At 41.0% G+C, this 22,374-nt stretch carries 18 protein-coding genes, 1 other RNA gene and 1 pseudogene; 18 read left to right on the top strand and 2 right to left on the bottom strand.

Features of this window, described 5'->3' with window-relative positions; translation table 11 throughout:
• The first annotated feature begins 8 nt into the window (after positions 1-8).
• The 17 genes and pseudogenes from eno to garR form a co-directional block, all read left to right on the top strand.
• A complete protein-coding gene (gene eno / locus GXK58_RS10635) occupies positions 9-1,307 on the top strand; it encodes a phosphopyruvate hydratase (protein WP_160722537.1) in 1,299 nt (432 codons plus the stop codon).
• A gap of 160 nt (positions 1,308-1,467) precedes the next feature.
• Positions 1,468-3,285 (top strand): sigma 54-interacting transcriptional regulator, encoded by a 1,818-nt coding sequence (locus GXK58_RS10630; protein ID WP_442862467.1) that lies wholly within the window; start codon positions 1,468-1,470, stop codon positions 3,283-3,285.
• Between the two features lie 141 nt (positions 3,286-3,426).
• On the top strand, positions 3,427-4,626 hold the full coding sequence (locus tag GXK58_RS10625) for an iron-containing alcohol dehydrogenase (RefSeq protein ID WP_160722535.1): 1,200 nt from the start codon (positions 3,427-3,429) through the stop codon (positions 4,624-4,626).
• A 23-nt stretch (positions 4,627-4,649) separates the two neighbouring features.
• Entirely contained in the window at positions 4,650-6,110 is a 1,461-nt protein-coding gene (locus tag GXK58_RS10620; protein ID WP_160722533.1) for a CoA-acylating methylmalonate-semialdehyde dehydrogenase, read from the top strand.
• 81 nt (positions 6,111-6,191) lie between these two features.
• Complete coding sequence (hisD, locus tag GXK58_RS10615; protein WP_160722531.1) at positions 6,192-7,484, top strand: histidinol dehydrogenase; 1,293 nt, start codon at positions 6,192-6,194, stop codon at positions 7,482-7,484.
• A gap of 84 nt (positions 7,485-7,568) precedes the next feature.
• The gene (locus GXK58_RS10610; protein WP_160722529.1) at positions 7,569-9,011 is read left to right on the top strand and encodes a GntP family permease; all 1,443 of its coding nucleotides are present in this window, start codon (positions 7,569-7,571) and stop codon (positions 9,009-9,011) included.
• Positions 9,012-9,069: 58 nt separating this feature from the next.
• A complete protein-coding gene (locus GXK58_RS10605; RefSeq protein WP_160722527.1) occupies positions 9,070-9,831 on the top strand; it encodes an SDR family NAD(P)-dependent oxidoreductase in 762 nt (253 codons plus the stop codon).
• Between the two features lie 20 nt (positions 9,832-9,851).
• A complete protein-coding gene (locus GXK58_RS10600) occupies positions 9,852-10,805 on the top strand; it encodes a 3-hydroxyacyl-CoA dehydrogenase family protein (protein ID WP_442862466.1) in 954 nt (317 codons plus the stop codon).
• Positions 10,806-10,910: 105 nt separating this feature from the next.
• Positions 10,911-11,144 carry a preprotein translocase subunit SecG gene (gene secG, locus GXK58_RS10595; RefSeq protein WP_101647112.1) on the top strand — a complete coding sequence of 78 codons (234 nt, stop codon included), beginning with the start codon at positions 10,911-10,913 and terminating at the stop codon, positions 11,142-11,144.
• Between the two features lie 58 nt (positions 11,145-11,202).
• Complete coding sequence (locus GXK58_RS27510; RefSeq protein ID WP_272928137.1) at positions 11,203-11,331, top strand: hypothetical protein; 129 nt, start codon at positions 11,203-11,205, stop codon at positions 11,329-11,331.
• 142 nt (positions 11,332-11,473) lie between these two features.
• Entirely contained in the window at positions 11,474-12,220 is a 747-nt protein-coding gene (locus tag GXK58_RS10590) for an alpha/beta hydrolase (RefSeq protein WP_160722525.1), read from the top strand.
• Positions 12,221-12,248: 28 nt separating this feature from the next.
• Entirely contained in the window at positions 12,249-14,615 is a 2,367-nt protein-coding gene (gene rnr / locus GXK58_RS10585) for a ribonuclease R (protein WP_160722523.1), read from the top strand.
• An 87-nt stretch (positions 14,616-14,702) separates the two neighbouring features.
• Positions 14,703-15,170 (top strand): SsrA-binding protein SmpB, encoded by a 468-nt coding sequence (gene smpB, locus GXK58_RS10580; protein ID WP_101647100.1) that lies wholly within the window; start codon positions 14,703-14,705, stop codon positions 15,168-15,170.
• A gap of 170 nt (positions 15,171-15,340) precedes the next feature.
• Positions 15,341-15,676: a transfer-messenger RNA gene (gene ssrA, locus GXK58_RS10575) on the top strand.
• 1,111 nt (positions 15,677-16,787) lie between these two features.
• Positions 16,788-17,753, top strand: coding sequence for a sensor histidine kinase (locus GXK58_RS10570; protein WP_160722521.1), 966 nt, complete (start codon positions 16,788-16,790; stop codon positions 17,751-17,753).
• A 315-nt stretch (positions 17,754-18,068) separates the two neighbouring features.
• Complete coding sequence (locus GXK58_RS10565) at positions 18,069-18,974, top strand: dihydrodipicolinate synthase family protein (RefSeq protein ID WP_202171334.1); 906 nt, start codon at positions 18,069-18,071, stop codon at positions 18,972-18,974.
• 51 nt (positions 18,975-19,025) lie between these two features.
• Positions 19,026-19,928: pseudogene (garR, locus tag GXK58_RS10560) on the top strand (2-hydroxy-3-oxopropionate reductase); the annotation flags it as partial.
• An 81-nt stretch (positions 19,929-20,009) separates the two neighbouring features.
• Here garR and GXK58_RS10555 read toward each other — a convergent pair.
• Both GXK58_RS10555 and GXK58_RS10550 read right to left on the bottom strand, forming a co-directional pair.
• Entirely contained in the window at positions 20,010-20,651 is a 642-nt protein-coding gene (locus GXK58_RS10555; protein ID WP_160722517.1) for a DUF2085 domain-containing protein, read from the bottom strand.
• Between the two features lie 80 nt (positions 20,652-20,731).
• The gene (locus tag GXK58_RS10550) at positions 20,732-20,950 is read right to left on the bottom strand and encodes a hypothetical protein (protein WP_160722515.1); all 219 of its coding nucleotides are present in this window, start codon (positions 20,948-20,950) and stop codon (positions 20,732-20,734) included.
• 311 nt (positions 20,951-21,261) lie between these two features.
• On the opposite strand from GXK58_RS10550, the gene GXK58_RS10545 reads away from it, so the two are divergent.
• Entirely contained in the window at positions 21,262-22,287 is a 1,026-nt protein-coding gene (locus GXK58_RS10545; protein WP_160722513.1) for a polysaccharide deacetylase family protein, read from the top strand.
• The last annotated feature ends 87 nt before the right edge of the window (positions 22,288-22,374 follow it).

Below are 22,374 nucleotides of genomic sequence, written 5' to 3'. Positions count from 1 at the left end.
AGAATTACATGCCACATATTTTAGATGTATACGCTCGTGAAGTATTAGATTCCCGCGGTAATCCAACAATCGAAGTAGAAGTAACAACTGACTCTGGCGCATTTGGCCGCGCTTTAGTACCAAGTGGTGCGTCAACTGGTGAATACGAAGCTGTTGAACTTCGTGACGGCGACAAAGAACGTTACCTTGGAAAAGGTGTTCTTAAAGCGGTTGAGAATGTAAACACAATCATTGCACCACACTTAGTTCAAGAAGAATTAAGCGTTCTTGACCAAGTTGCTGTTGACCGTGCATTGATCGAATTAGACGGTACTGAAAACAAAGGTAAATTAGGTGCTAACGCTATTCTTGGTGTGTCTCTTGCTGTAGCTCGTGCTGCTGCTGACTACCTTGGCTTGCCTTTATACCAATACCTTGGCGGTGTCAACGCGAAGCAGCTTCCAGTTCCAATGATGAACATCGTAAACGGCGGCGAGCATGCTGATAACAATGTTGATATTCAAGAATTCATGATCATGCCTGTTGGTGCTCCTAACTTTAAAGAAGCACTTCGCATGGGCGCTGAAATCTTCCATACATTACGTTCTGTATTAAAAGGAAAAGGCCTTAACACTGCTGTTGGTGACGAAGGCGGATTTGCTCCAAACCTTGGATCAAACGAAGAAGCTCTTCAAACAATTGTAGAAGCAATCGAAAAAGCTGGCTTCAAGCCTGGTGAAGAAGTATTCTTAGCAATGGATGCAGCATCTTCTGAGTTCTACAACAAAGAAGACGGTAAATACCATCTTTCTGGTGAAGGTGTTGTTAAAACATCTGCAGAAATGGTTGAGTGGTATGAAGAACTTACTTCTAAATACCCAATCATCTCTATCGAAGACGGTTTAGATGAAAACGACTGGGAAGGTCACAAGCTATTAACTGAACGTATCGGTGGAAGAGTTCAATTAGTTGGTGATGACTTATTCGTAACTAACACTAAGAAGCTTGCTGAAGGTATCGAAAAATCAATCGGCAACTCAATCCTTATCAAAGTTAACCAAATCGGTACTCTTACTGAAACTTTTGATGCGATTGAAATGGCTAAGCGTGCAGGTTACACAGCTGTTATCTCTCACCGTTCTGGTGAAACAGAAGACAGCACAATCGCTGATATCGCGGTTGCAACAAATGCTGGTCAAATCAAGACTGGTGCTCCTTCACGTACTGACCGTGTAGCAAAATACAACCAATTGCTTCGTATCGAAGATCAATTGGCTGAAACAGCTCAATACAATGGTCTTAAGTCTTTCTATAACTTGAAGAAGTAATTTTATTAACCTCCGGGATCTGGGTATAATCCAGAAATTCCGGGGGTTTTTTTGTTATGTTGTATCCATTTCCGGACATGTGTCAGAAAGTTGACAAATCTTTGTCAAAATAGTGTACACTTATGTAGTGGTTTATTACAATTTTTGGGGAGGTTTACTGATGATTGTAAATGACAAAAAAGATGATAAACAAATCCAAAATTTAAATAGTTCTGACCCAGTTTGGAAATGGATGACAACTAATCCATATACGGTCCGGCCTAAGCAGACATTAAGAGAAGCAATCACCATCCTGCAGACTTATCGGATTGACGGTTTACCGGTTGTGGATGGAACAAATAGAGTGGTCGGTTTAATTACTAGAACAAAATTAATGTCTTGTTTTTTGGAAGGGCTTTCAGCTGACAGTCCTGTTGAAGCCGTCATGACAGAACCCGTAGTGACCATCGATCAACAGGAAGCGATCACAACGGCCTATGAGCTTCCGGTAGGACGTCTCCCTGTTGTGGATGAGGCCGGACGACTTGTTGGCATATTAACACGGACCGATCTCTTGCATTGTTATGCCGAACATATCGGCCAGCTTCAACAAACACTCCATATAGCTGAAACGTTAAGTACGATCCTTGAAAGTGCGTATGAGGGAGTCGTTGTCATTGATGCAAATGGTTATATCCAAGAATTTAATAATGCCTATTGCCGATTCATTGGAAAGAAACGGGAAGAAGTAATAGGGCAGCATGTAACCCAAATTATTGAAAATACCCGGCTGCACATCGTAATCCAAACAGGTGTGGCTGAAAAAGGCTACATACAACGCATCCAAGGGCAGGATATGGTGGTACACCGCATTCCCATTTTGAAAGAAGGAAAAGTGGTTGGGGCGATTGGAATGCTTATTTTTCATGGGGTAACAGAGCTTTACAATATTCTCGGCAGGATGCAGGAACTATCCCGTCAAGTTTCAGCAAATAGCACAGCAGCGGACAACCCTTATATAGAATTAGACAGCTTTGACAAAATCATTGGCCAAAGTGCACAAATCCAAGCGGTCAAACGAATGGCTCGTAAGGTTGCGGGTACCCCATCAACCGTCCTCATTACTGGAGAAAGTGGAACAGGGAAGGAGATGTTCGCAAAAGCGATACATGAATTAAGTTCTTATGCTGAAGGCAATTTTATCAGTGTGAATTGTGCGGCTATTCCAGAACATTTGCTTGAGGCAGAATTATTTGGTTACGAGGATGGAGCGTTTACCGGTGCAAAAAAAGGAGGGAAACCCGGTAAGTTTGAACTGGCTCACAAAGGGACACTCTTTCTAGATGAGGTCGGGGATATGCCCCTATTTATGCAAACTAAAATCCTTCGTGTTCTCCAGGAACGGGAGGTCGAAAGAGTGGGAGGTATAGCCAAACACAAGATTGATGTTAGGATTATTGCCGCAACCAACCAACACTTAGAGGAAATGGTGGCAGAAGGTAAATTCCGTGAAGATTTATACTATCGATTAAATATCATCCGTCTTGAAATTCCTCCCTTAAGAGAAAGACAAGAGGATATTCCGGTATTGTTAAATCAGTATCTCGATCATTTCTCTGACCGGTTTGGCTTCGGTCCAAAGTCTTTCGGAAGAGAGGCTATGGCTGCATTGGTCAACTATTCTTGGCCGGGAAATGTTAGAGAGCTTGTAAATACCGTAGAAATGCTCGTTAATTTATCAGAGACTGCTATTATTACAGAACAAGAGTTACTCCCTAAGCATCGGACAAACGATTTAGTAGAATTCAGCTCTTCCCCTGCGCAAAAGGAGAAAGGGCTGTTAATGGATATAAAGGATTCTGTTTTTATAAAAGAAAGAGAAATGATTATTCAAGCACTTCATGAAACGAATGGGAACAAAGCTGCTGCTTCCAGAAATTTAGGAATTCAAAGATCAACATTATATGAAAAAATGAAGAAATACAGAATTACTTTGTAAGTGTCTGGTGCGACAGACACAATTCGGACACAATTGTAGGGATGAATGGACAGTTTGTTAACCGAATATTAATAATATTCCCCTTTTGCGGTTTGGCACGCTTCTTGCATATATAGAAAGTGTAAACAAGGAGGGATATTTATGAAAGGGTTTTCTGAATTTCGGATGCCTCAGGCAGTTTTTTATGGTAATGAATCATTAACTAAACTGGGAGAACAAGCAGCTCTTTTTGGGAAAAAAGCTTTGATCATAAGCGACAAGATTATGGATCAAATCGGTAATGTTGAAAAATGCAGGAGTTATCTAGAATCTGCAGGGTTGACAACCGTTTCCTATTTGGAAGTGAACTCCGAGCCGACAGACGTGCACGTATCTGAAGCTTTAACTGCATTCCAAGATAATCAATGTGAGTTAATTGTTACCGTTGGCGGAGGAAGCTGTATCGATGCAGCTAAGGCTGTCGCTGTACTGGCAACAAATGGTGGTTATATTGGTGATTATATGGGCGGAAGAAAACCAATAGCTTGTAAACCTATTCCGCTCATTGCGATTCCTACGACAGCCGGCACTGGGTCAGAAGTCACCAGTGTTACGGTTATTACGAATACAAATGATGATATAAAAATGATGATTAAAGATCCAGCGTTTATTCCAGCTGTGGCCATTGTCGATCCAGTCTTTACATATTCCTCACCGCAGCATGTAACCGCTGCTACAGGTGTAGATGCCTTATGTCATGCGATGGAAGCCTATATTTCTAGAGTTTCACAGCCGCTGACGGATCAACTCGCCTTATCAGCGATTGAGTTAATCGTTAACAATCTTCGTGCCGCTTACCAAAATGGTGAAGATCAAGAGGCGAGGGAGAAAATGGCTTTGGCCTCCATGCAGGCGGGTCTCGCTTTTACGAATGCATCGGTTACCCTAGTACATGGAATGTCTCGCCCAATCGGGGCATTATTCCATGTACCGCATGGAATATCGAATGCCATGCTCCTGCCCGCTGTGCTGGAGTATACAAAAGAAAGCGCTGTCGACCGGTTAGCGGTTATTGGCAAATTATTGCGCCCAGATTTAACTGGATTAACGCAGGAGGAACTGGCAGACGTCACCGTGAATGAAGTGAAAAAGCTTTGCCGTGATTTAAACATACCGAATATGAAAGATTACGGATTGAACCAGGAGAAATTCAATGAGGTTGCAGCCAAGATGGCAACCGATGCATTGGCAAGCGGAAGCCCTGGCAATAATCCGCGTGTGCCAAGCCATGAAGAAATCATCAAACTCTATCAAGTTTGTTTTGACTATGACTTTACTACACTTGAAAAGGTTGTCCATTAATAGATAGGAGAGGGGATAGAAAAATGTCTGTCATTACTGAAACGAAAATCTTGAAAAATTTCATTGGCGGGGAATGGGTGGCATCTACATCTGAAAAAACAGAGGCCGTCCCAAATCCGGCAACAGGTGAAATTTTAGCTTATGTGCCACTTAGCAGCCGTGAGGATTTAGATAAGGCAGCCGCTGTTGCAAAGAAAGCCTATCAATCTTGGAAAAATACAGCTGTGCCAAAAAGAGCTCGTATTCTATTTCGTTACCAGCAGCTGCTAGTTGAGAACTGGGATGAACTTGCACGGCTAATTACGGAAGAGAATGGAAAAAGCTTCGCTGAAGCAAAGGGTGAAGTACAGCGGGGGATTGAATGTGTAGAATTCGCTGCCGGTGCTCCAACATTAATGATGGGGAATCAGCTGCCTGATATTGCTACTGGAATCGAATCAGGGATGTATCGTTACCCAATCGGGGTTGTCGGCGGTATTACCCCATTTAATTTTCCAATGATGGTTCCTTGCTGGATGTTCCCGCTTGCGATTGCCTGTGGAAATACCTTTATTTTAAAACCATCTGAACGGACACCGCTGTTGGCAAACCGTCTAGCAGAGCTGTTTCAGGAAGCCGGTCTGCCAAACGGCGTGTTAAATATCGTCCATGGTGCGCATGACGTGGTTAATGGTATTTTGGAGCACCAAGATATTAAAGCTGTCTCTTTCGTCGGTTCTCAGCCAGTAGCTGAATATGTTTATAAAACAGCAGCACAAAACGGTAAGCGTGTTCAAGCGTTAGCGGGTGCGAAAAACCATACGATCGTTCTTCCGGATGCAGACCTTGATGTTACAGTGACTAATATTATGGGAGCAGCCTTTGGTTCGGCAGGTGAACGCTGCATGGCATGTGCCGTGGTAGTGGCAGTTGGGGATGTTGCGGATGAATTAGTGGCCCGTTTGGTTAAAGAAGCGGAGGAAATGAAAATCGGAAATGGTCTTGAAGAGGGTGTTTTCTTAGGACCAGTGATTCGTGACACCCATAAAGAGAAAACCGTTAAATATATTGAAATTGGTGAAAACGAAGGAGCATTGCTCATTCGCGATGGCAGGAAAGATGCAGCCACCGCTGGCCAAGGTTATTTTGTCGGACCAACCATTTTTGATAAGGTCACAACAGAGATGAAAATCTGGAAGGATGAGATTTTTGCACCTGTTCTATCCATTGTTCGTGCTAAAGATTTAACCGAAGCGATTGAGATTGCCAATCAATCAGAATTTGCTAACGGTGCCTGCTTATTCACAGACAGTGCAAAGGCTGTCAGACAGTTCCGTGAGGATATTGATGCCGGAATGTTAGGTGTCAACATGGGCGTACCAGCACCAATGGCCTTCTTCCCATTCTCCGGCTATAAGAAATCCTTCTATGGTGATTTACATGCTAATGGAAAAGATGGCGTTGAATTCTATACTCGTAAAAAAATGCTGACAGCACGTTATTAATAGAATAATAGATTATGAAGCCGGGGCAGATTCTTCCCCCGGCAGCCTGATATTATTTATGAACAAAGGGGAGATTCGATCATGGCAAGATTTTTGAAAGCTGGTAAAACAAAAGAGGAACTGGCAGTCCAAGCAGCACAAGTATCAGAGACCGTTAAAAACATTCTAAAAGATATTGAAGACAACGGCGATCGTGCTGTCCGGGATTACTCAGCTAAATTTGACAAATGGTCACCGCAAAGCTTCAGACTCTCACCAGAAGAGATAGAAGAAATTATCAAAAGAGTACCTGAAGAAACCATTGAGGATATAAAATTTGCACAGGCCCAAATCCGCCGCTTTGCAACAGCACAAAAATCGGCTTTACAAGATATTGAGGTTGAAACGATTCCGGGTGTTGTTCTAGGCCATAAAAATATCCCTGTGAACAGTGTCGGCTGCTATATACCAGGCGGAAGATATCCGATGGTAGCTTCAGCACATATGAGTGTATTAACCGCAAAAGTGGCTGGAGTGAAACGAGTAATTGCATGTACTCCGCCGATTAATGGTGAAATACCAGCTGCGACAGTTGCAGCTATGGCGCTTGCGGGTGCAGACGAGATTTATTTACTTGGCGGTGTTCAGGCGATGGCTGCCATGGCAATTGGAACCGAATCAATTGAACCGGTTGATATGCTGGTTGGTCCTGGTAATGCATTTGTGGCGGAAGCAAAGCGCCAGCTGTTTGGACGTGTGGGAATTGACCTACTTGCCGGTCCAACTGAAGTATTAGTCATTGCTGATGAAACATCAGATGCGGAAATTATTGCTACTGATCTGCTAGGACAAGCTGAACATGGTCCAACTTCACCAGCTGCCTTGATTACCACATCTGAGAAGCTTGCAAATGAAACCGTTTTAGAGATTGAAAGACAGCTGCAAACGCTTGAAACGGCAGAAGTAGCAAGAGCTGCCTGGGAAGAATACGGCAAAATTATTCTTGTTGACAGCATTGATGAAGCTGTCACGGAAGCGGATAAGCTTGCGTATGAACACGTAGAAGTACTGACTGAAGATCCACGCTACTTCTTAGAAAATATGACTAATTACGGTGCGTTGTTCTTAGGACCTGAAACAAATGTTGCCTATGGAGATAAGGTTATCGGTACCAATCATACGCTGCCGACAAAGGGCGCAGCTCGCTATACAGGCGGTCTATGGGTCGGAAAGTTCTTAAAAACCTGTACATACCAAGAGGTGAAAACACCGGAGGCAAGTGCTTTAATTGGAGAATATGCAGAACGGCTCTGTCATTTAGAAAACTTCGCCGGTCACCGTGAGCAGGCATTGCTAAGAGTCCGCCGTTATAAAAAAGAGACTGTTCATAATTAAATCAGTACCGGATGTTAAGAAGCGGACAGCATCCGCTGCCCTGCTCCTTAACACTGTACCACTACAAATTTCAGGAGGAAGTTTATGGAGCTTATTATTATATTACTCGCGTTAGGTATGCTCATGTTTGTTGCCTACCGAGGGTTTTCAGTCATTTTGTTTGCCCCTATATGCGCTCTTTTTGCCGTCTTGCTCACAGATCCAGGACACGTTTTGCCGTTTTTCTCGAATATTTTCATGGAAAAGATGGTCGGCTTTATCAAAACCTATTTTCCTGTGTTTTTATTAGGTGCGATTTTTGGAAAGGTAGTTGAAATGTCTGGTTTAGCTGCATCTATCGCAAAATCGATTGTAAAAGTGGTTGGCGCAAAACGCTCGATGCTTGCGATTGTACTCTTGTGCGCCATCTTAACCTACAGCGGCGTCAGTCTATTTGTTGTAGCCTTTGCAGCCTACCCGTTTGCAGCGAAATTATTCCAAGAAGCTAATATTCCTAAACGATTAATCCCAGGTACCATGGCATTGGGAGCTCTTTCGTTTACGATGGACGCTCTTCCAGGAACGCCGCAAATTCAAAACGTTATTCCTACTACTTTCTTCAAATCTGATATTTATGCAGCTCCAACACTAGGGATTATCGGTGCCATCTTTGTCTTTGTTCTTGGCATGCTTTATTTAGAATCCCGCCGCCGTAAGGCACAAAAAGACGGTGAAGGTTATTTCGGATTTGGTGATGCACAAAGTGAAATGGCAGCAGCCGCAGAAAAGCTCGAAGCTGCTCCAGTAGCATTAACAAAAACTGAAACAGACAGTACCCTTCGTCAAGTGCTAGCCTTCGTGCCACTTATTTTAGTGGGTGTAATGAACAAATTTTTCACTGTCTTTATTCCTAAATGGTATCCAAACGGATTTGATTTTTCCAGCATCGGTCTTGAAGCCTTTGGTAAAGTAGAGTTGTCAGCAGTTCTTGGTGTTTGGTCTGTTGAACTGGCATTGGTTATCGGAATTTTGACAACGCTTGCATTTAACTTTAAAGCCGTCAAGCTTGACTTCAAAACAGGAATTAACGCAAGTATTGGGGGAGCGTTGCTGGCAGCGATGAATACTGGTTCCGAATATGGATTTGGTGGAGTTATTTCCTCATTACCTGGCTTTGGTATCGTCCGTGATGGGATCTCTCATACGTTCACAAACCCATTAATGAACGGAGCAGTTACGACCAACGTTCTAGCAGGAATCACCGGTTCTGCATCGGGCGGAATGGGGATTGCGTTAAGTGCAATGGGAGAAAAATATGTTCAGGCTGCGCTGGATCATGGAATTCCGCTGGAAGTTATGCACCGTATTGTAGCCATGGCGTCTGGAGGGATGGATTCACTGCCGCATAATGGGGCGGTCATTACCTTGCTTGCCGTCTGTGGACTAACACACAAGCAATCTTACCGCGATATCTTTGCTGTAACCATCATTAAAACAGTTGCCGTGTTCTTTATTATCGGATTATATTCGCTTACAGGACTTATTTAACTAATCAGGGCAGGTCACTTCTTTCCAGTGCCCTGCTTTTTACATGGGGGAGACGATCTTGACATATTTTTCGGAGCTAAATGGAAAAAAGGTGATAGTCACTGGGGGAAGTAAGGGGCTTGGTTTGGATATTGCCCAAGCCTTTGCAAGTCTTGGGGCAAATGTCATTATTACGGGTAGGACTGAATCTGCATTATTAGAAGCAGTAGAATCGATAAAAGCCGATGGCCGAAATTGTTCCTATCTTGTTGCCGACATGCAGAACGTTGAGAGTGTTTATACCATGGTGGACCAGGCAGTCGAACGATTGGGCGGATTAGACATTCTTGTCAATAATGCAGGTGTCAATATTCCAAAGGAGGCACTTGAAGTCACTGAAGAAGACTGGGATCAAATTATGAATACGAACCTTAAAGGACTGTTTTTTTGTTCACAACGGGCAGGGAAATATATGATTCCAAATGGACATGGGAAAGTGATCAATATTGTCTCACAAATGGCCTTTGTTGGTTATATAAAGCGCGCTGCTTATTGTTCGAGTAAGGGCGGTGCGGTTCAGTTAACAAAAGCACTCGCCGTTGAATGGGCCAAACATCAGATTAAGGTGAACGCGGTTGCTCCTACTTTTGTTGAAACAGAAATGACAAAGGCGATGTTCGATGACCGAGATTTTTATGAAGACGTGTTGAATCGCATACCGCTTGGTCAGCTGGCACGCCCTACTGATGTTACGGGAGCGGTCTTATTTCTTGCCTCTGACCTTGCCAATTTTATCACTGGGGAAACGATAAAAGTCGACGGCGGCTGGACAGCTATTTAATAGAAGGGGAGGATGTTATTATGCTAAACAATGAAAAAGTTTCCATTATTGGTTGTGGTACGATGGGGCATTCCATTGCTTTATCGGCAAGTTTGGCTGGGGTTGTGGTAAAGGTTTGGGGGAATGACAGAGAGGACATTGAACGCGGAAAGAAGGGTCTTTCAGAAAAGCTTCAGGTGCTTGAAAAATATCAAGTCATATCGTCTGAAGAGGTTGAACAGATTGATAGACGGATCATGTTTACAGATGTTCTGGACGAGTGTCTGAACGGAGCGACGTTTATTATTGAAGCGATTCCTGAAAAGTTGCCGTTGAAACAAGAATGGTTTCAGAAGCTGGACCAACTTTGCGGCGAAGAAACGATTCTTGCGAGCAATACATCTGGGTTAAGCCCGTCAGAAATAGCCAAATATACAAAAAGTCCCGAGCGTACCGTCGTCACCCATTTTTGGAATCCGGGCCACCTCATACCGCTTGTGGAGATTGTTAGAGGGAAATATACCTCCGATCGTACGGTTGAACGCTCACTTGACCTGCTTAAAAAAATGAATAAGAAGCCGATAGTTGTGCAAAAGGAGATCCTTGGTGCGATCGGAAACCGCCTTCAATATGCCCTCTTTCGTGAGGCACAGTATATCTTAGAACAAGGGGCCGCAACGATTGAGGATATTGATGCAGCTGTTCGCTATAGTATTGGCCGCAGGCTTCCTGTAACAGGGCCTTTCCTATCGGCAGATATGGGGGGGCTTGATGTGTTTGAGTCGATTTCAAGTTACCTTTTCCCTGATTTATCTGATAGTCCGGTATCCATGTCTGCCATGAAAGGCTGTGTAGAAGAGGGTCGGTATGGACAGAAAAATGGTGCAGGTTTTTATGAATGGACCCCAGCATTTTCAGAACAAATGAATGAGGAGCGTGAGCGGGAACTCATCGAATGGCTTAAGAAGGATTTAAGGGAACTGCAGGAGAGATAAAACATTTCCCTCCGTGCAGTCACAATAACGACTATTGTCTAATGGGAAATAATATGGTAAATTTAATATACTGTGAACTGTACGTCTTAACAGGAGGTGGCTTTCATGCATGCATTGGTTGTAACATTATTAGTTATCGTAAGTATCGCTCTTATTGCAGTAGTTCTCCTGCAGTCTGGTAAGAGTGCTGGATTATCTGGTGCCATTTCTGGTGGTGCTGAGACCCTATTCGGCAAGCAAAAAGCTCGGGGAATTGACTTGATTCTGCATCGTATTACGGTTGTGTTGTCAGTATTATTTTTCCTTCTAGCTCTTGCAGTTACGTATTTTAAAATTTAATTTGAACATTCAAACCTGGCCAGTGGCCGGGTTTTTTGTTTTTTATAGGGAAAAATTTTTGCTCCAGAACGGGTTTGGCGGAAATATTATCAAAATCGGCGGGAAAAATAGAAAAATTGGCGGAATTAACAAGAAAACACGCGGTAAAAATACTCAATCTGTCGGAAAGGTAGTAAAGCAGACGTAAATTCTTCCCTCATCCCGCCGAATCCCAAACTCAGCCTCAATCCTATCTGCTAAAACCACACCCCATAAGGCTTTTTTCTGGAATGTTACCTCTATTAATGCTTAAACTAATAGAAGCTAATCGAAATAAAGGAGTTTTTAAGATGAAAGTTGCACCACCGAAACCATTCACCTTTGAAGGAGGAAAACGCGCCGTCTTGCTGCTGCACGGATTCACCGGGAACTCAGCAGATGTCCGGATGCTTGGACGGTTTTTAGAAAAAAAAGGCTATACCTGTCATGCCCCGCACTATAAAGGCCATGGGGTTCCTCCAGAAGAACTCGTCCATACCGGTCCCGACGACTGGTGGGAAGACGTCTTAAATGGATACAATTTTTTAAAAAATAAAGGACATCAAGAAATTGCTGTCGCAGGACTTTCGCTTGGCGGCGTATTTTCCTTGAAATTGGGATACACTGTACCTATAAAGGGTATTGTACCTATGTGTGCACCAATGTATATAAAAAGTGAAGAGGTCATGTATCAAGGAATTCTAGAATATGCCCGTGAATATAAAAGATATGAAGGAAAAACGGACGAGCAAATCGAATTGGAAATGAACGAGTTTAAAAAGACACCCATGAACACATTAAAAGCACTGCAGCAATTAATTGCGGATGTTCGAAACAACGTAGACATGATCTATGCTCCGACCTTCGTTGTTCAGGCTCGTCATGACAAGATGATTAATACAGAAAGTGCTAACATTATTTATAACGAAATTGAATCTACTGAAAAAGAAATCAAATGGTATGAAGAATCAGGGCATGTCATTACGTTAGATAAAGAGCGTGAACAGCTCCATGAAGATGTTTATGCCTTTTTAGAAAAACTCGATTGGCATGTGTAAGAAGCAGCCCAAATAAGGAGGAAATAGTTTGGAAGATAACATTCAAAAGCACATAGATAAGCTTTTGCATTATATGAGAGATGAAGCCTATAAACCATTAACCGTACAAGAACTGGAAGAGGCTTTTGGAATTCATGATTCCGGTGATTTTAAAGAATTCGTCAAGGCACTAGTTCAAATGGAAGAGAAGGGTCTTGTGGTTCGCACCAGAAGCAACCGGTACGGGCTTCCGCAAAAAATGAACTTAATCCGCGGTAAGCTGATTGGGCATGCGAAAGGCTTTGCATTTGTCACACCTGACGAGCCTGGGATGGATGATATTTTCATTCCGCCGAATGAAACGAATACGGCTATGCATGGAGATACGGTCCTTGCCCGTGTTTCTTCAGAAACATCCGGACAACGCCGGGAAGGAAGTATTATTCGGATCATTGAACGCGGTGTCCAGCAAATTGTTGGGACCTACGTCGAGAGCAAAAGCTTTGGCTTTGTCATTCCTGATGATAAAAAATTTGCCAATGACATCTTTATTCCGAAGAATGCCTCTAAAGGGGCGGTCGAAGGACATAAAGTAGTCGTAAAACTTGTTACGTACCCTGATGGACGGAAAAGTGCAGAAGGTGAAGTGATCCAAGTACTTGGGCATAAAAATGACCCGGGCGTAGACATCCTATCAGTCATACATAAACACGGGCTCCCAATGGCCTTTCCTGATGATGTATTAAAGCAGGCCAATGAGACTCCGGATACGATTGATGAAAGTGAACTGGCAAACCGTCGCGACCTAAGAAATGAAACGATTGTAACCATTGACGGTGCAGACGCTAAAGACTTAGATGACGCAGTCACCGTAACAAAATTAGAAAACGGTAACTATAAGCTTGGAGTACACATTGCTGATGTCAGCTACTATGTTAAAGAAGGCACGCCAATTGATGTGGAAGCAGAGGACCGGGCGACGAGTGTTTATTTAGTAGACCGAGTTATTCCGATGATTCCGCACCGCCTTTCGAATGGAATTTGTTCCTTAAATCCTAAGGTGGATCGCCTTGTATTGTCTTGTGAAATGGAAATTTCACCGGAAGGTACTGTTGTTTCGAATGAAATTTTTCAAAGTGTGATTAAAACAACGGAGCGGATGACCTACTATGATGTGAACCGAATCCTTACTGATAAGGATGAAGAAACACGTTCAAGATATGAGTCATTGGTGCCTATGTTTGAATTGATGGAGGAACTGGCCGAAGTCCTTCGGAACAAACGGATGCAACGAGGCGCCATCGATTTTGATTTTAAAGAATCGAAGGTTTTGGTCGATGAAGAAGGAAAACCTACCGATGTGGTCCTAAGGGAACGTTCTGTAGCAGAGCGGTTAATTGAGGAATTCATGCTTGCGGCGAACGAAACCGTTGCAGAGCATTTCCACTGGATGGAAGTTCCATTTATTTACCGTATCCATGAGGATCCAAAGGAAGATAAATTACGGAGATTTTTCGAGTTTATTACTAACTTTGGCTATATCGTAAAAGGAACTGCTAACGATGTGCATCCTCGGGCCCTTCAGGAAATTATTGAAGAGGTGCAAGGAAAACCAGAAGAAATGGTGATTTCGACGGTCATGCTTCGTTCGATGCAGCAGGCAAAATATTATCCGGAGAGCCTTGGGCACTTTGGTTTATCAACGGAGTTTTACACTCATTTCACCTCGCCAATTCGCCGTTACCCGGATACGATTGTCCATCGCTTAATCCGTACCTACTTAATTGAAGGGAAAATCGATTCGACCACACAGGAAAAATGGAATGCCCGTTTGCCTGAGATTGCCGAGCATTCTTCCAAAATGGAGCGCCGTGCCGTCGATGCTGAACGCGAAACGGATGAATTGAAAAAAGCCGAGTATATGGAAGATAAGATTGGCGTCGAGTACGATGGGATCATCAGCTCGGTGACCAACTTTGGAATGTTTGTGGAACTGCCTAATACAATTGAAGGTCTTGTCCATGTAAGCTATATGACGGATGATTATTATCGATTCGACGAGCGTCATTACGCAATGATTGGTGAGCGGACCGGAAATGTGTTCCGAATTGGGGATGAAATAACCGTTCGTGTTGTAAAAGTCAATAAAGACGAGCGCTCGATTGATTTTGAAATCGTCGGTATGAAAGGAACACGCCGTGAACGTTCAGATACACCAAGGGTCTTTAGTACTGGCAGTGATGCCCGAAAGCCGCGCCGAAATAAGCAAGGCGATGGGAAACAAGGGCAGGGACGCAGCCGGAATGGTCAAAAGTCTGAATCCGGTGGAGGCCAGCAAGGCGGCAAATCGAAAAATAAACGGAAATTCTACGATAATGTTCCAAAATCTAAAAGTAGAAAAAGAAAAAATAAATAATAGGAGGGGCCTTAGCGCAAGGCCCCTTTTCATTGTACGACTTATGTATTTCTGCTAAAATAGGTCCATAGAGTTGAGGTGATATAAATGCCAAAAGGTGTAGGAAAAACAGTCGCACAAAACAAAAAGGCTTACCACGACTATTTTATCGAAGAAACGTACGAGGCCGGGATTGTCCTGCAGGGGACTGAAATTAAATCGATTCGTGCCGGGAAAGTCAATTTGAAGGATGCATATGCAAGGATTCAGAATGGAGAAGCGATTCTGTTTGGGATGCACGTGAGTCCTTATGAGCAGGGAAACATTTTTAATCACGATCCATTGCGAACACGCAAACTGTTACTCCATAAACGTGAAATTAGTAAACTGCTAGGAGAAACAAAAGAAGCAGGATATGCTCTTGTCCCGTTAAAGTTATATTTAAAAAATGGCTTCTGTAAGGTTTTAATTGGCCTGGCAAAGGGTAAAAAGAATTATGATAAGCGTGAATCATTAAAGCAAAAAGAAGCAAAGCGTGAGATTGAGCGGGCTTTCCGTGATCGTCAAAAGATGTAACTGGAAATTATTTTACAAATAGTTACAATTGAAAAATGTTCTGAGTGTGTTATAATAAGTTTGTCGCTGATGAGGCGGCACAATCTTTTGCTCTTACAAACATTGGAGCATCCTAAACGTCTGCTGCTAAAATCTTAATTGATTTTATGCACATTTTATAATGGGGACGCTACGGATTCGACAGGGGTAGTTTGAGCTTAGGTTGCGAGTCGAGGGGATCGGCCTCGTTAAAACGTCAAAGCCATAACTGGCAAAACTAACAACAACTTAGCTTTCGCAGCTTAATAACTGCATAGCTGTTCGCCCCTCCATCGCCCATGTGGTAGGGTAGCGGACTCACTTTAAGTGGGCTACGCCGGATTCCACCGCCTGAGGATGAAGGAAGAGAACAACCAGGCTAGCTGACCGGACGCCGGTCGATAGGCAAAAGGATCAGTGAAACGCCAATATATCGACTACACTCGTAGATGCTTAAGTGCCGATATCTTTGGACGCGGGTTCGATTAATTATTAGTCGCCTTGTGTGGTAACACGCAAGTGATAATCTGGCTTTATCGGTGAAACCTAAGTCGCATGGAGCGATAGGGCAATGCCGAGCGGTATGTGAAGTAATTCAACAGCCGTGTATCGACTTATAGGCTGCCTTTTTGAAGGTAGTACTAGGATGCGAAATTCAACCTAAGTGGTAAATTTATGTTTCGCATAAGACGCCAGAGGACCTGTTTATAGGCAGGTTCAAGATATAGTCAGTGCCATGACGAAAGCATGGAAACGCACGTCCCGCCGTCTCCACCATACATAGGTGGATAATAAAACTAGCATAAATGTAAAAAGAAGCATAATTTTGCCGCTGGCATAGTTATGCTTCTTTTTCTTTAGGTAAAATAATACCTTAAAATGCAATTTATCAGGGCTTAAATGTACCTCTTAAGTTAAGCTACAAAAAGAGGAAAAAGGTAATTATAAGTGTTACTTTTATGAAATTACCTATGAATAATTACCTTTCTTAAGTATAATTATTTAAATAAAACATGACAAACTATATAATGGACGTAATCAAAATAAACACAGTGGCTATAAACGAATCATGGTCATGGAGGAAATAATGCTTGAGCCTATATAAAAAAAGATATACATAGAGTGGTGAAGGGTTTGATCATCGCATGTTTAATTACTATGATTGGATTGATACCAATCGTTTTAGCGATTTGTGTTTTAAAGATATATAAAGGGTCGGAATTAGCTACAGCTCTACTGCTTTATATGCTATTCATCAGTTTTTGGCAATTGGATGTAGCTGTTTTATATTTAAAAGGAGTATTTTCGAAGGAACTGATTACTCTACTTTTCAGGTTGTTTAGAATGGGGACGACCTTTTTGGTGCCTATAGTTTTTTACTTAGCTTATATCCTAATAAAAAAACATACAGCCAATTTTAAAAATCAGAGAGGTTATCAGTTTTTATTATCGATTTTTAACCGGAAAGTATTGTTCTTTTTAGTACTATGGAGCTTCCTAATCTATCTAATCAACATGACTAGGTTTGGAATTAATGGAATAAAAGAAATAAAAATATTGAATTCCTCTATCGACTATTATTTTCCGGAATATGGACCCTTGCAAATTTTATTTTTAATCCATACGGGTAGTTGTATTATTTTAATCATTTTCATTTTTATTATTTCTAGACAAATCCAAAATGTATATTTGAAAGATTTTTTAAGCACCTTTTCTTTTTGTACTTTTTTATTATTTATCTGTGGCCTTTTAAACTTTATACCGGGAACAGGAGCGTTATGCAGCAGTTTTGGCATTATCATTTTTTCTGTTATAATTGTTTTTTCATTTATGAGAATGCATACCATTCAAACCGTGAACTTTAACCGTATAATGGAACGTCAAAAGAAACTTGATAATGCCGGGAATCTCACCGCAAGTTTAGTTCATGAGGTGAAAAATACGCTGCAAATTATCAATGGATTTTCTAGTTTATTAAGTGAGTTACCATCCTTACCGAGTGAAGGTAAAAAGATGAATGAAATGATTCAATCGGCTGGACAGCAATTGGATGGGTTATTAAGAAATTACACCGAATTTCTAAAGTATAAATCGATTGATTTTAAAATGGTAGATCTAAATGAAATCATTGAACAAGCCATTGAAATCTCGGAAGAATTTATCAAAAGAAACTCTGTAGTAATTACTTTTGACAAGAAATATAGAACGCTTAAAACTCATGCTAACCAAACATACTTAAAGCAAGTTTTTGTCAATTTAATTAAAAATAGTTCGGAAGCCTTTCCTAAGGAAAGTTCCGAAAGAAAAATTATCATTTCCACTGATATTCAAATCGATAAGATTATGATTGATTTTATGGATACCGGGAAAGGAATTTCTACAAATAATTGGGAAAGTATTTTTGACCCGTTTACTTCTTCAAAAAAAGATGGATTAGGTTTAGGCCTGCCATTTGTCAAAAACATCATTTTTGAACATCGTGGAGATATAAAAGTGATGGATAGCGGTCCAAAAGGAACACATATTCAAATTATTTTGCCACAGTATTCATTTAGTGATTTTTAAATAATGTCTTTTCAACACTGGATAGTCTTTTTGGCTATCCAGTATTTTTATATCAAAATTTATAACTCAAAAAATTTTTCTTCAATTATAATTTTCATCTTCAATAAATCAGTTGAACCACGACCTGTTGTGAACACTATTAAGTTAGTACCATTCTTATTGCTGATCATTCAAAGAAATAATCAATTTATTTGTGCATTTGCCTAATGGTTTATTTGTCAGACAAATATAAAATAGTATCTATAGAGTTACTATAAATAGTTGATTAATTTTTATTGGAAATCTAGGGAATTACAAAATAGGAGAGATCCCGTTATGATGAATGTCGACAATATTAAAGGAATTATCGTACCACTCATTACACCGATTGATAAAGAGGAAAATATCGATGAAGCAAAATTACGTTTTATGGTAGACCATGTTATTGAAGATGGTGTCCATGGAATATTAGCTTTCGGAAGTAATGGTGAATTCTATGCATTTGATGATCATGAATTACAAAATGCTTTTGAAATCATCATCGATCAAGCAAAAGGCCGGGTTCCAGTTTACTATGGAATTGGGTCCATACGAACCAAACATGCCATTCGTCAAGCAAAAATGGCAGAAGAGATGGGTGCAGATGGCATTTCCATCCTCCAGCCTATGTTCCTTAAACCAACTTTTGATGAATTATACGATCATTTTAAAGCAGTGGCAGATGCTGTACCAAACACTGCAGTCCTTCTGTATAATAACCCGGGGCGTGTCGGCTACAACATGTCCGGTGATTTGGTAGAAAAATTAGGACGAAATGTTGATAATATTGTAGGCATTAAGGATTCAAGTGGAGATTTTACATTGCTTAGTGAATTGGTCCGCCGCACAAAAGATTTTGGTTTTAAAGTAATGGCTGGTAAAGATACACTTGTATTTCCTGGCTTGTGCATTGGCACAGTCGGAAGTGTTTGCTCAACCGCCAATATGTTCGGCCCATTAGTGACCTCTATTTACAATAAATATATGGAGGGGGACCTAGCGGGATCATTAGAAGCACAGTTTACTTTAGATCCAGTCCGTCTGGCTCAAGACAAAGCCACCTTCCCTGTTGCCACTAAAGATATGGCTAATTTGATGGGATTAGAGGTTGGGGAATGTGTAAAGCCTGTCCAGAGCAGTAAAGGGCAAGTTTTAGAGTCGATGAAAAAATCAATGGTTGAAGCCAGGTTAATTAACGAATAAAACTAACTTGATAAGTTACAAATATAATCTTTTCATGACAATAAAAAATGTAGGAGTGAATTATCTATGAAAAAAATTGGATTTATCGGTCTAGGGATTATGGGTAAGCCTATGAGCAAAAACTTGATCAAGGCTGGCTACCAGTTAATCGTTAGTGACTTTAATAAAGATGCTGTGAAAGAACTTGAACAATTAGGTGCAGAAGTAGAATCAACGCCAAAGGCAATCGCAGAAAAAGCAGATATCGTAATTACGATGCTTCCAAACTCTCCAAACGTTAAGGCTGTTGCTTTAGGAGAAAATGGATTGATTGAAGGTGCACGCGAAGGATTAATTTTCATTGATATGAGCTCAATCGCTCCTGCTGCTTCACAAGAGATTAATCGTGTATTAGTAGAAAAAGGCGTTGAAATGTTAGATGCACCTGTCAGCGGCGGGGAGCCAAAAGCCATTGATGGTACAATCTCTGTAATGGTGGGTGGTAAGAAAGAAATATTTGAAGAAGTGAAAGATGTACTAGAAGCAATGGCAGGTTCTGTTGTACATGTTGGTGAAATCGGTGCTGGCAACGTAACAAAGCTTGCAAACCAAGTAATTGTTGCCCTAAATATCGCAGCTGTGTCTGAAGCGTTTGTTTTAGCACAAAAAGCTGGTGTAAACCCAGAAGCTGTATACCAAGCAATCCGCGGCGGATTAGCAGGAAGTACAGTACTAGATGCAAAAGCACCAATGATGTTAGACCGCAACTTCAACCCTGGTTTCCGTATCAACTTACACATTAAAGATTTAACAAACGCGATAGAAACGAGCCATGAGTTCGGCGCACCAGCTCCTTTAACGGCTGCTGTTCTTGAAATGATGTATGCCTTGAAGGAAGATGGTAATGAGTTTGACGATCATAGCGCACTTTTAAAATATTATGAAAAGTTGGCTAATGTTGAAGTAAGCCGATAATTATAGATAAAAGCTATAACTCAGAGGGAGCCCTGATCAATGGGGCTCCCTTTTTATCGTACAACCAGCAGTCTAAATCATTTAAAAAGTAAAACTTTGAAACCAAAAATGCAGCCATGATAAAAAACTTAGAAACATGATGCTAAAAATAAAAGGAATCATTCTTTTATAGAAGGAATGTTTAATAAACTGGAATAAGAAAGAGATACATAAACTAAACCAAACAATAACCGATAAAATAATGAAGCTGTCTAAGAGGTAAAAAGGTAATCCCTCAAAATAAAAAATCCCTCCTAAGATGATGCTGACTAAAAGGGGAATCCCAAAATCCCTTCTACTTTTAATAACCGGCTCAGAATAAGGTTTAAGTGAGTTGGCCGTAAGTAATGGATAAAGAAAGTAGGGAAGAACCAAACCAAAACTAATTCCTGATATTAGCCTTCTTATATTATTACTCTGAAACAAATGGGTGTATGAACCCAACCCATCAATGATCATGGGCACCATCAAAATTAATAGAAGAAAACTGACACTAACAGAGGGGATAGTGATTGTTAATTTCCTCTTAAATATATGTAAATACACCAGTGTAGAAAAAATCCCGATATAAATCCCGGTATCCCTGGCACAAACAGAAAGGGCGGCTCCAGAAACATGTAGAGAACGTTCTTCTAACTGATGGCAGATGGCCCTTCCAAAAAAGTTTAAGATTTCTTGAATCAATTGGTATCCCTCCAAGGAAAGAACCCAATTTTTTTATAAGGCAAAATTGGGTTCCGTTACAACTACTTATATTCCTAACTTTAATAGCCGGTAAACGCCGGCATGATGGAAAGAGCAGATGCAGCAAACCAGCATATACAGCTTAAAACAAACATCACAATGGCGATAATCAGACAGTTTTTCCCCACGGCTTTCTTCTCGAAATCTTGATCATTCATCCAAATAATCCCTACAATAATACCAACAATCGGAATAAGTATCGAGAGGATATATAAAAGTGCTTTTTGCCCACCTGACACTCATTTCACCTCCACATTTTTGCATCTGGTTATAGGAGAAAAAACTTGTTCAATGATATCTATGTAAGACAGTTTTAGAATTTGCCTGTCTACCTCTTTGAAATTTTTGATTAATTTTTCCAATGTGCACTCTTTTTCGATTTTTATTGTTATAATATATTGGTAAAACTTGTAATATAAATGAGTGATAAATTACCTATGATAAATGAGTATTTTAATATAAATGTAATATTTTTAATAGATTTGAAACAATCGGATGGGAATTTCGTCTATAATGGGGAAAGAGAAAAAACATCAAAGAGGGATGTACAATGGGGAATCTAAAAAAAGGATGGCCGAAGGGTTCGATTATGATCCTGCTTGCCACTGGGTTCTTTTTCACAGGAGTATTAATGCATTACTACTTTCAGGCAAACGCTGCACATAAACCTAGTAATCAACCAAAAAATCAAACTATTAATAAGGCTATGGCAAAAGGACCCGCGCTTGATAGAGGAACAATTGATATTAGTACGGATGATCTAAAAAAGGAACAGATCCTTAGAGCTAAGGAACAAGCAATTGCAAGGAGAAATCAACAAGAACGAGAGAAAAGTAACGTAAAGAAACCGCCAACCACGGTAACGGACGCGGCAAAACCTGCCACAAACACTGTAGCTTCTACTCAACCGCAAGCCTTGGAAACGAAACCAGCACAGTCAGAGGCACCCAAAACACCGCCAGCTAGTCCCAGCTCTCAAAAAACAATTTATTTAACATTTGATGACGGTCCGTCTGTCTATTCAGGCCAAATTATTTCTCTATTGGAAAAGTACCATTACAAAGCAACCTTTTTTATGGTTGATGGGAATATCCGCCGCTATCAAAATGCAGTGAAATTAATGGTTCAAACGGGTGAGACTGTTGGCTTGCACAGCGTTTCACATAATACAAAGACCTTTTATGCATCAGCCGCATCCATCCTAGCGGAATTAGCACAAAACCGTAATACCTTAAAGGAAATTTCAGGAGTTGATTCGGTTATTATGAGAACCCCGTATGGCAGTGTTCCGTATATGACTGCGGAATATCGAGAGGCGGTCCACGATCACGGCTATTTAATGTGGGATTGGAATATTGACAGCAGGGATTGGGATTATAAAGATGCAAGGTATGTTAACAGTGTCATCACACAATTAAATCAGCTGGCGAATCATCAAGGACCGATTGTTATTTTGCTTCACGAAAGAAAGGAAACGCTGGCCTATTTACCGAAATTGCTTGAATTCTTAGCGGGTCAGGGCTGGATTGGTAAAGCAATTGATAAATCCATGGTGCCGGTTCAATTTAAATCATAAAAGAAGTCTAAAATAGACAAAATTGGGCAAATTTTTGTTATACTTAACACAACAAAACTTTTCTCAGGAAACGTAATGGAGTTCGAT

It is taken from the genome of Bacillus sp. USDA818B3_A (assembly GCF_009928415.1).
In the GTDB taxonomy this organism is placed as follows: Bacteria; Bacillota; Bacilli; order Bacillales; family Cytobacillaceae; genus Neobacillus.
The sequence above is the reverse complement of the archived record's forward strand: the minus strand, read 5'-3'. Positions and strand labels throughout refer to the sequence as shown.

What these genes read in the sequence shown, in the direction of transcription:
- GXK58_RS10630 (WP_442862467.1), top strand. Translation starts at nt 1,468, where the DNA reads ATGATTGTAAATGACAAAAAAGATGATAAACAAATCCAAAATTTAAAT.
- GXK58_RS10600 (WP_442862466.1), top strand. Translation starts at nt 9,852, where the DNA reads ATGCTAAACAATGAAAAAGTTTCCATTATTGGTTGTGGTACGATGGGG.
- hisD (WP_160722531.1), top strand. Translation starts at nt 6,192, where the DNA reads ATGGCAAGATTTTTGAAAGCTGGTAAAACAAAAGAGGAACTGGCAGTC.
- smpB (WP_101647100.1), top strand. Translation starts at nt 14,703, where the DNA reads ATGCCAAAAGGTGTAGGAAAAACAGTCGCACAAAACAAAAAGGCTTAC.
- GXK58_RS10545 (WP_160722513.1), top strand. Translation starts at nt 21,262, where the DNA reads ATGGGGAATCTAAAAAAAGGATGGCCGAAGGGTTCGATTATGATCCTG.
- GXK58_RS10625 (WP_160722535.1), top strand. Translation starts at nt 3,427, where the DNA reads ATGAAAGGGTTTTCTGAATTTCGGATGCCTCAGGCAGTTTTTTATGGT.
- GXK58_RS10610 (WP_160722529.1), top strand. Translation starts at nt 7,569, where the DNA reads ATGGAGCTTATTATTATATTACTCGCGTTAGGTATGCTCATGTTTGTT.
- GXK58_RS10620 (WP_160722533.1), top strand. Translation starts at nt 4,650, where the DNA reads ATGTCTGTCATTACTGAAACGAAAATCTTGAAAAATTTCATTGGCGGG.
- secG (WP_101647112.1), top strand. Translation starts at nt 10,911, where the DNA reads ATGCATGCATTGGTTGTAACATTATTAGTTATCGTAAGTATCGCTCTT.
- GXK58_RS10590 (WP_160722525.1), top strand. Translation starts at nt 11,474, where the DNA reads ATGAAAGTTGCACCACCGAAACCATTCACCTTTGAAGGAGGAAAACGC.
- eno (WP_160722537.1), top strand. Translation starts at nt 9, where the DNA reads ATGCCACATATTTTAGATGTATACGCTCGTGAAGTATTAGATTCCCGC.
- GXK58_RS10565 (WP_202171334.1), top strand. Translation starts at nt 18,069, where the DNA reads ATGATGAATGTCGACAATATTAAAGGAATTATCGTACCACTCATTACA.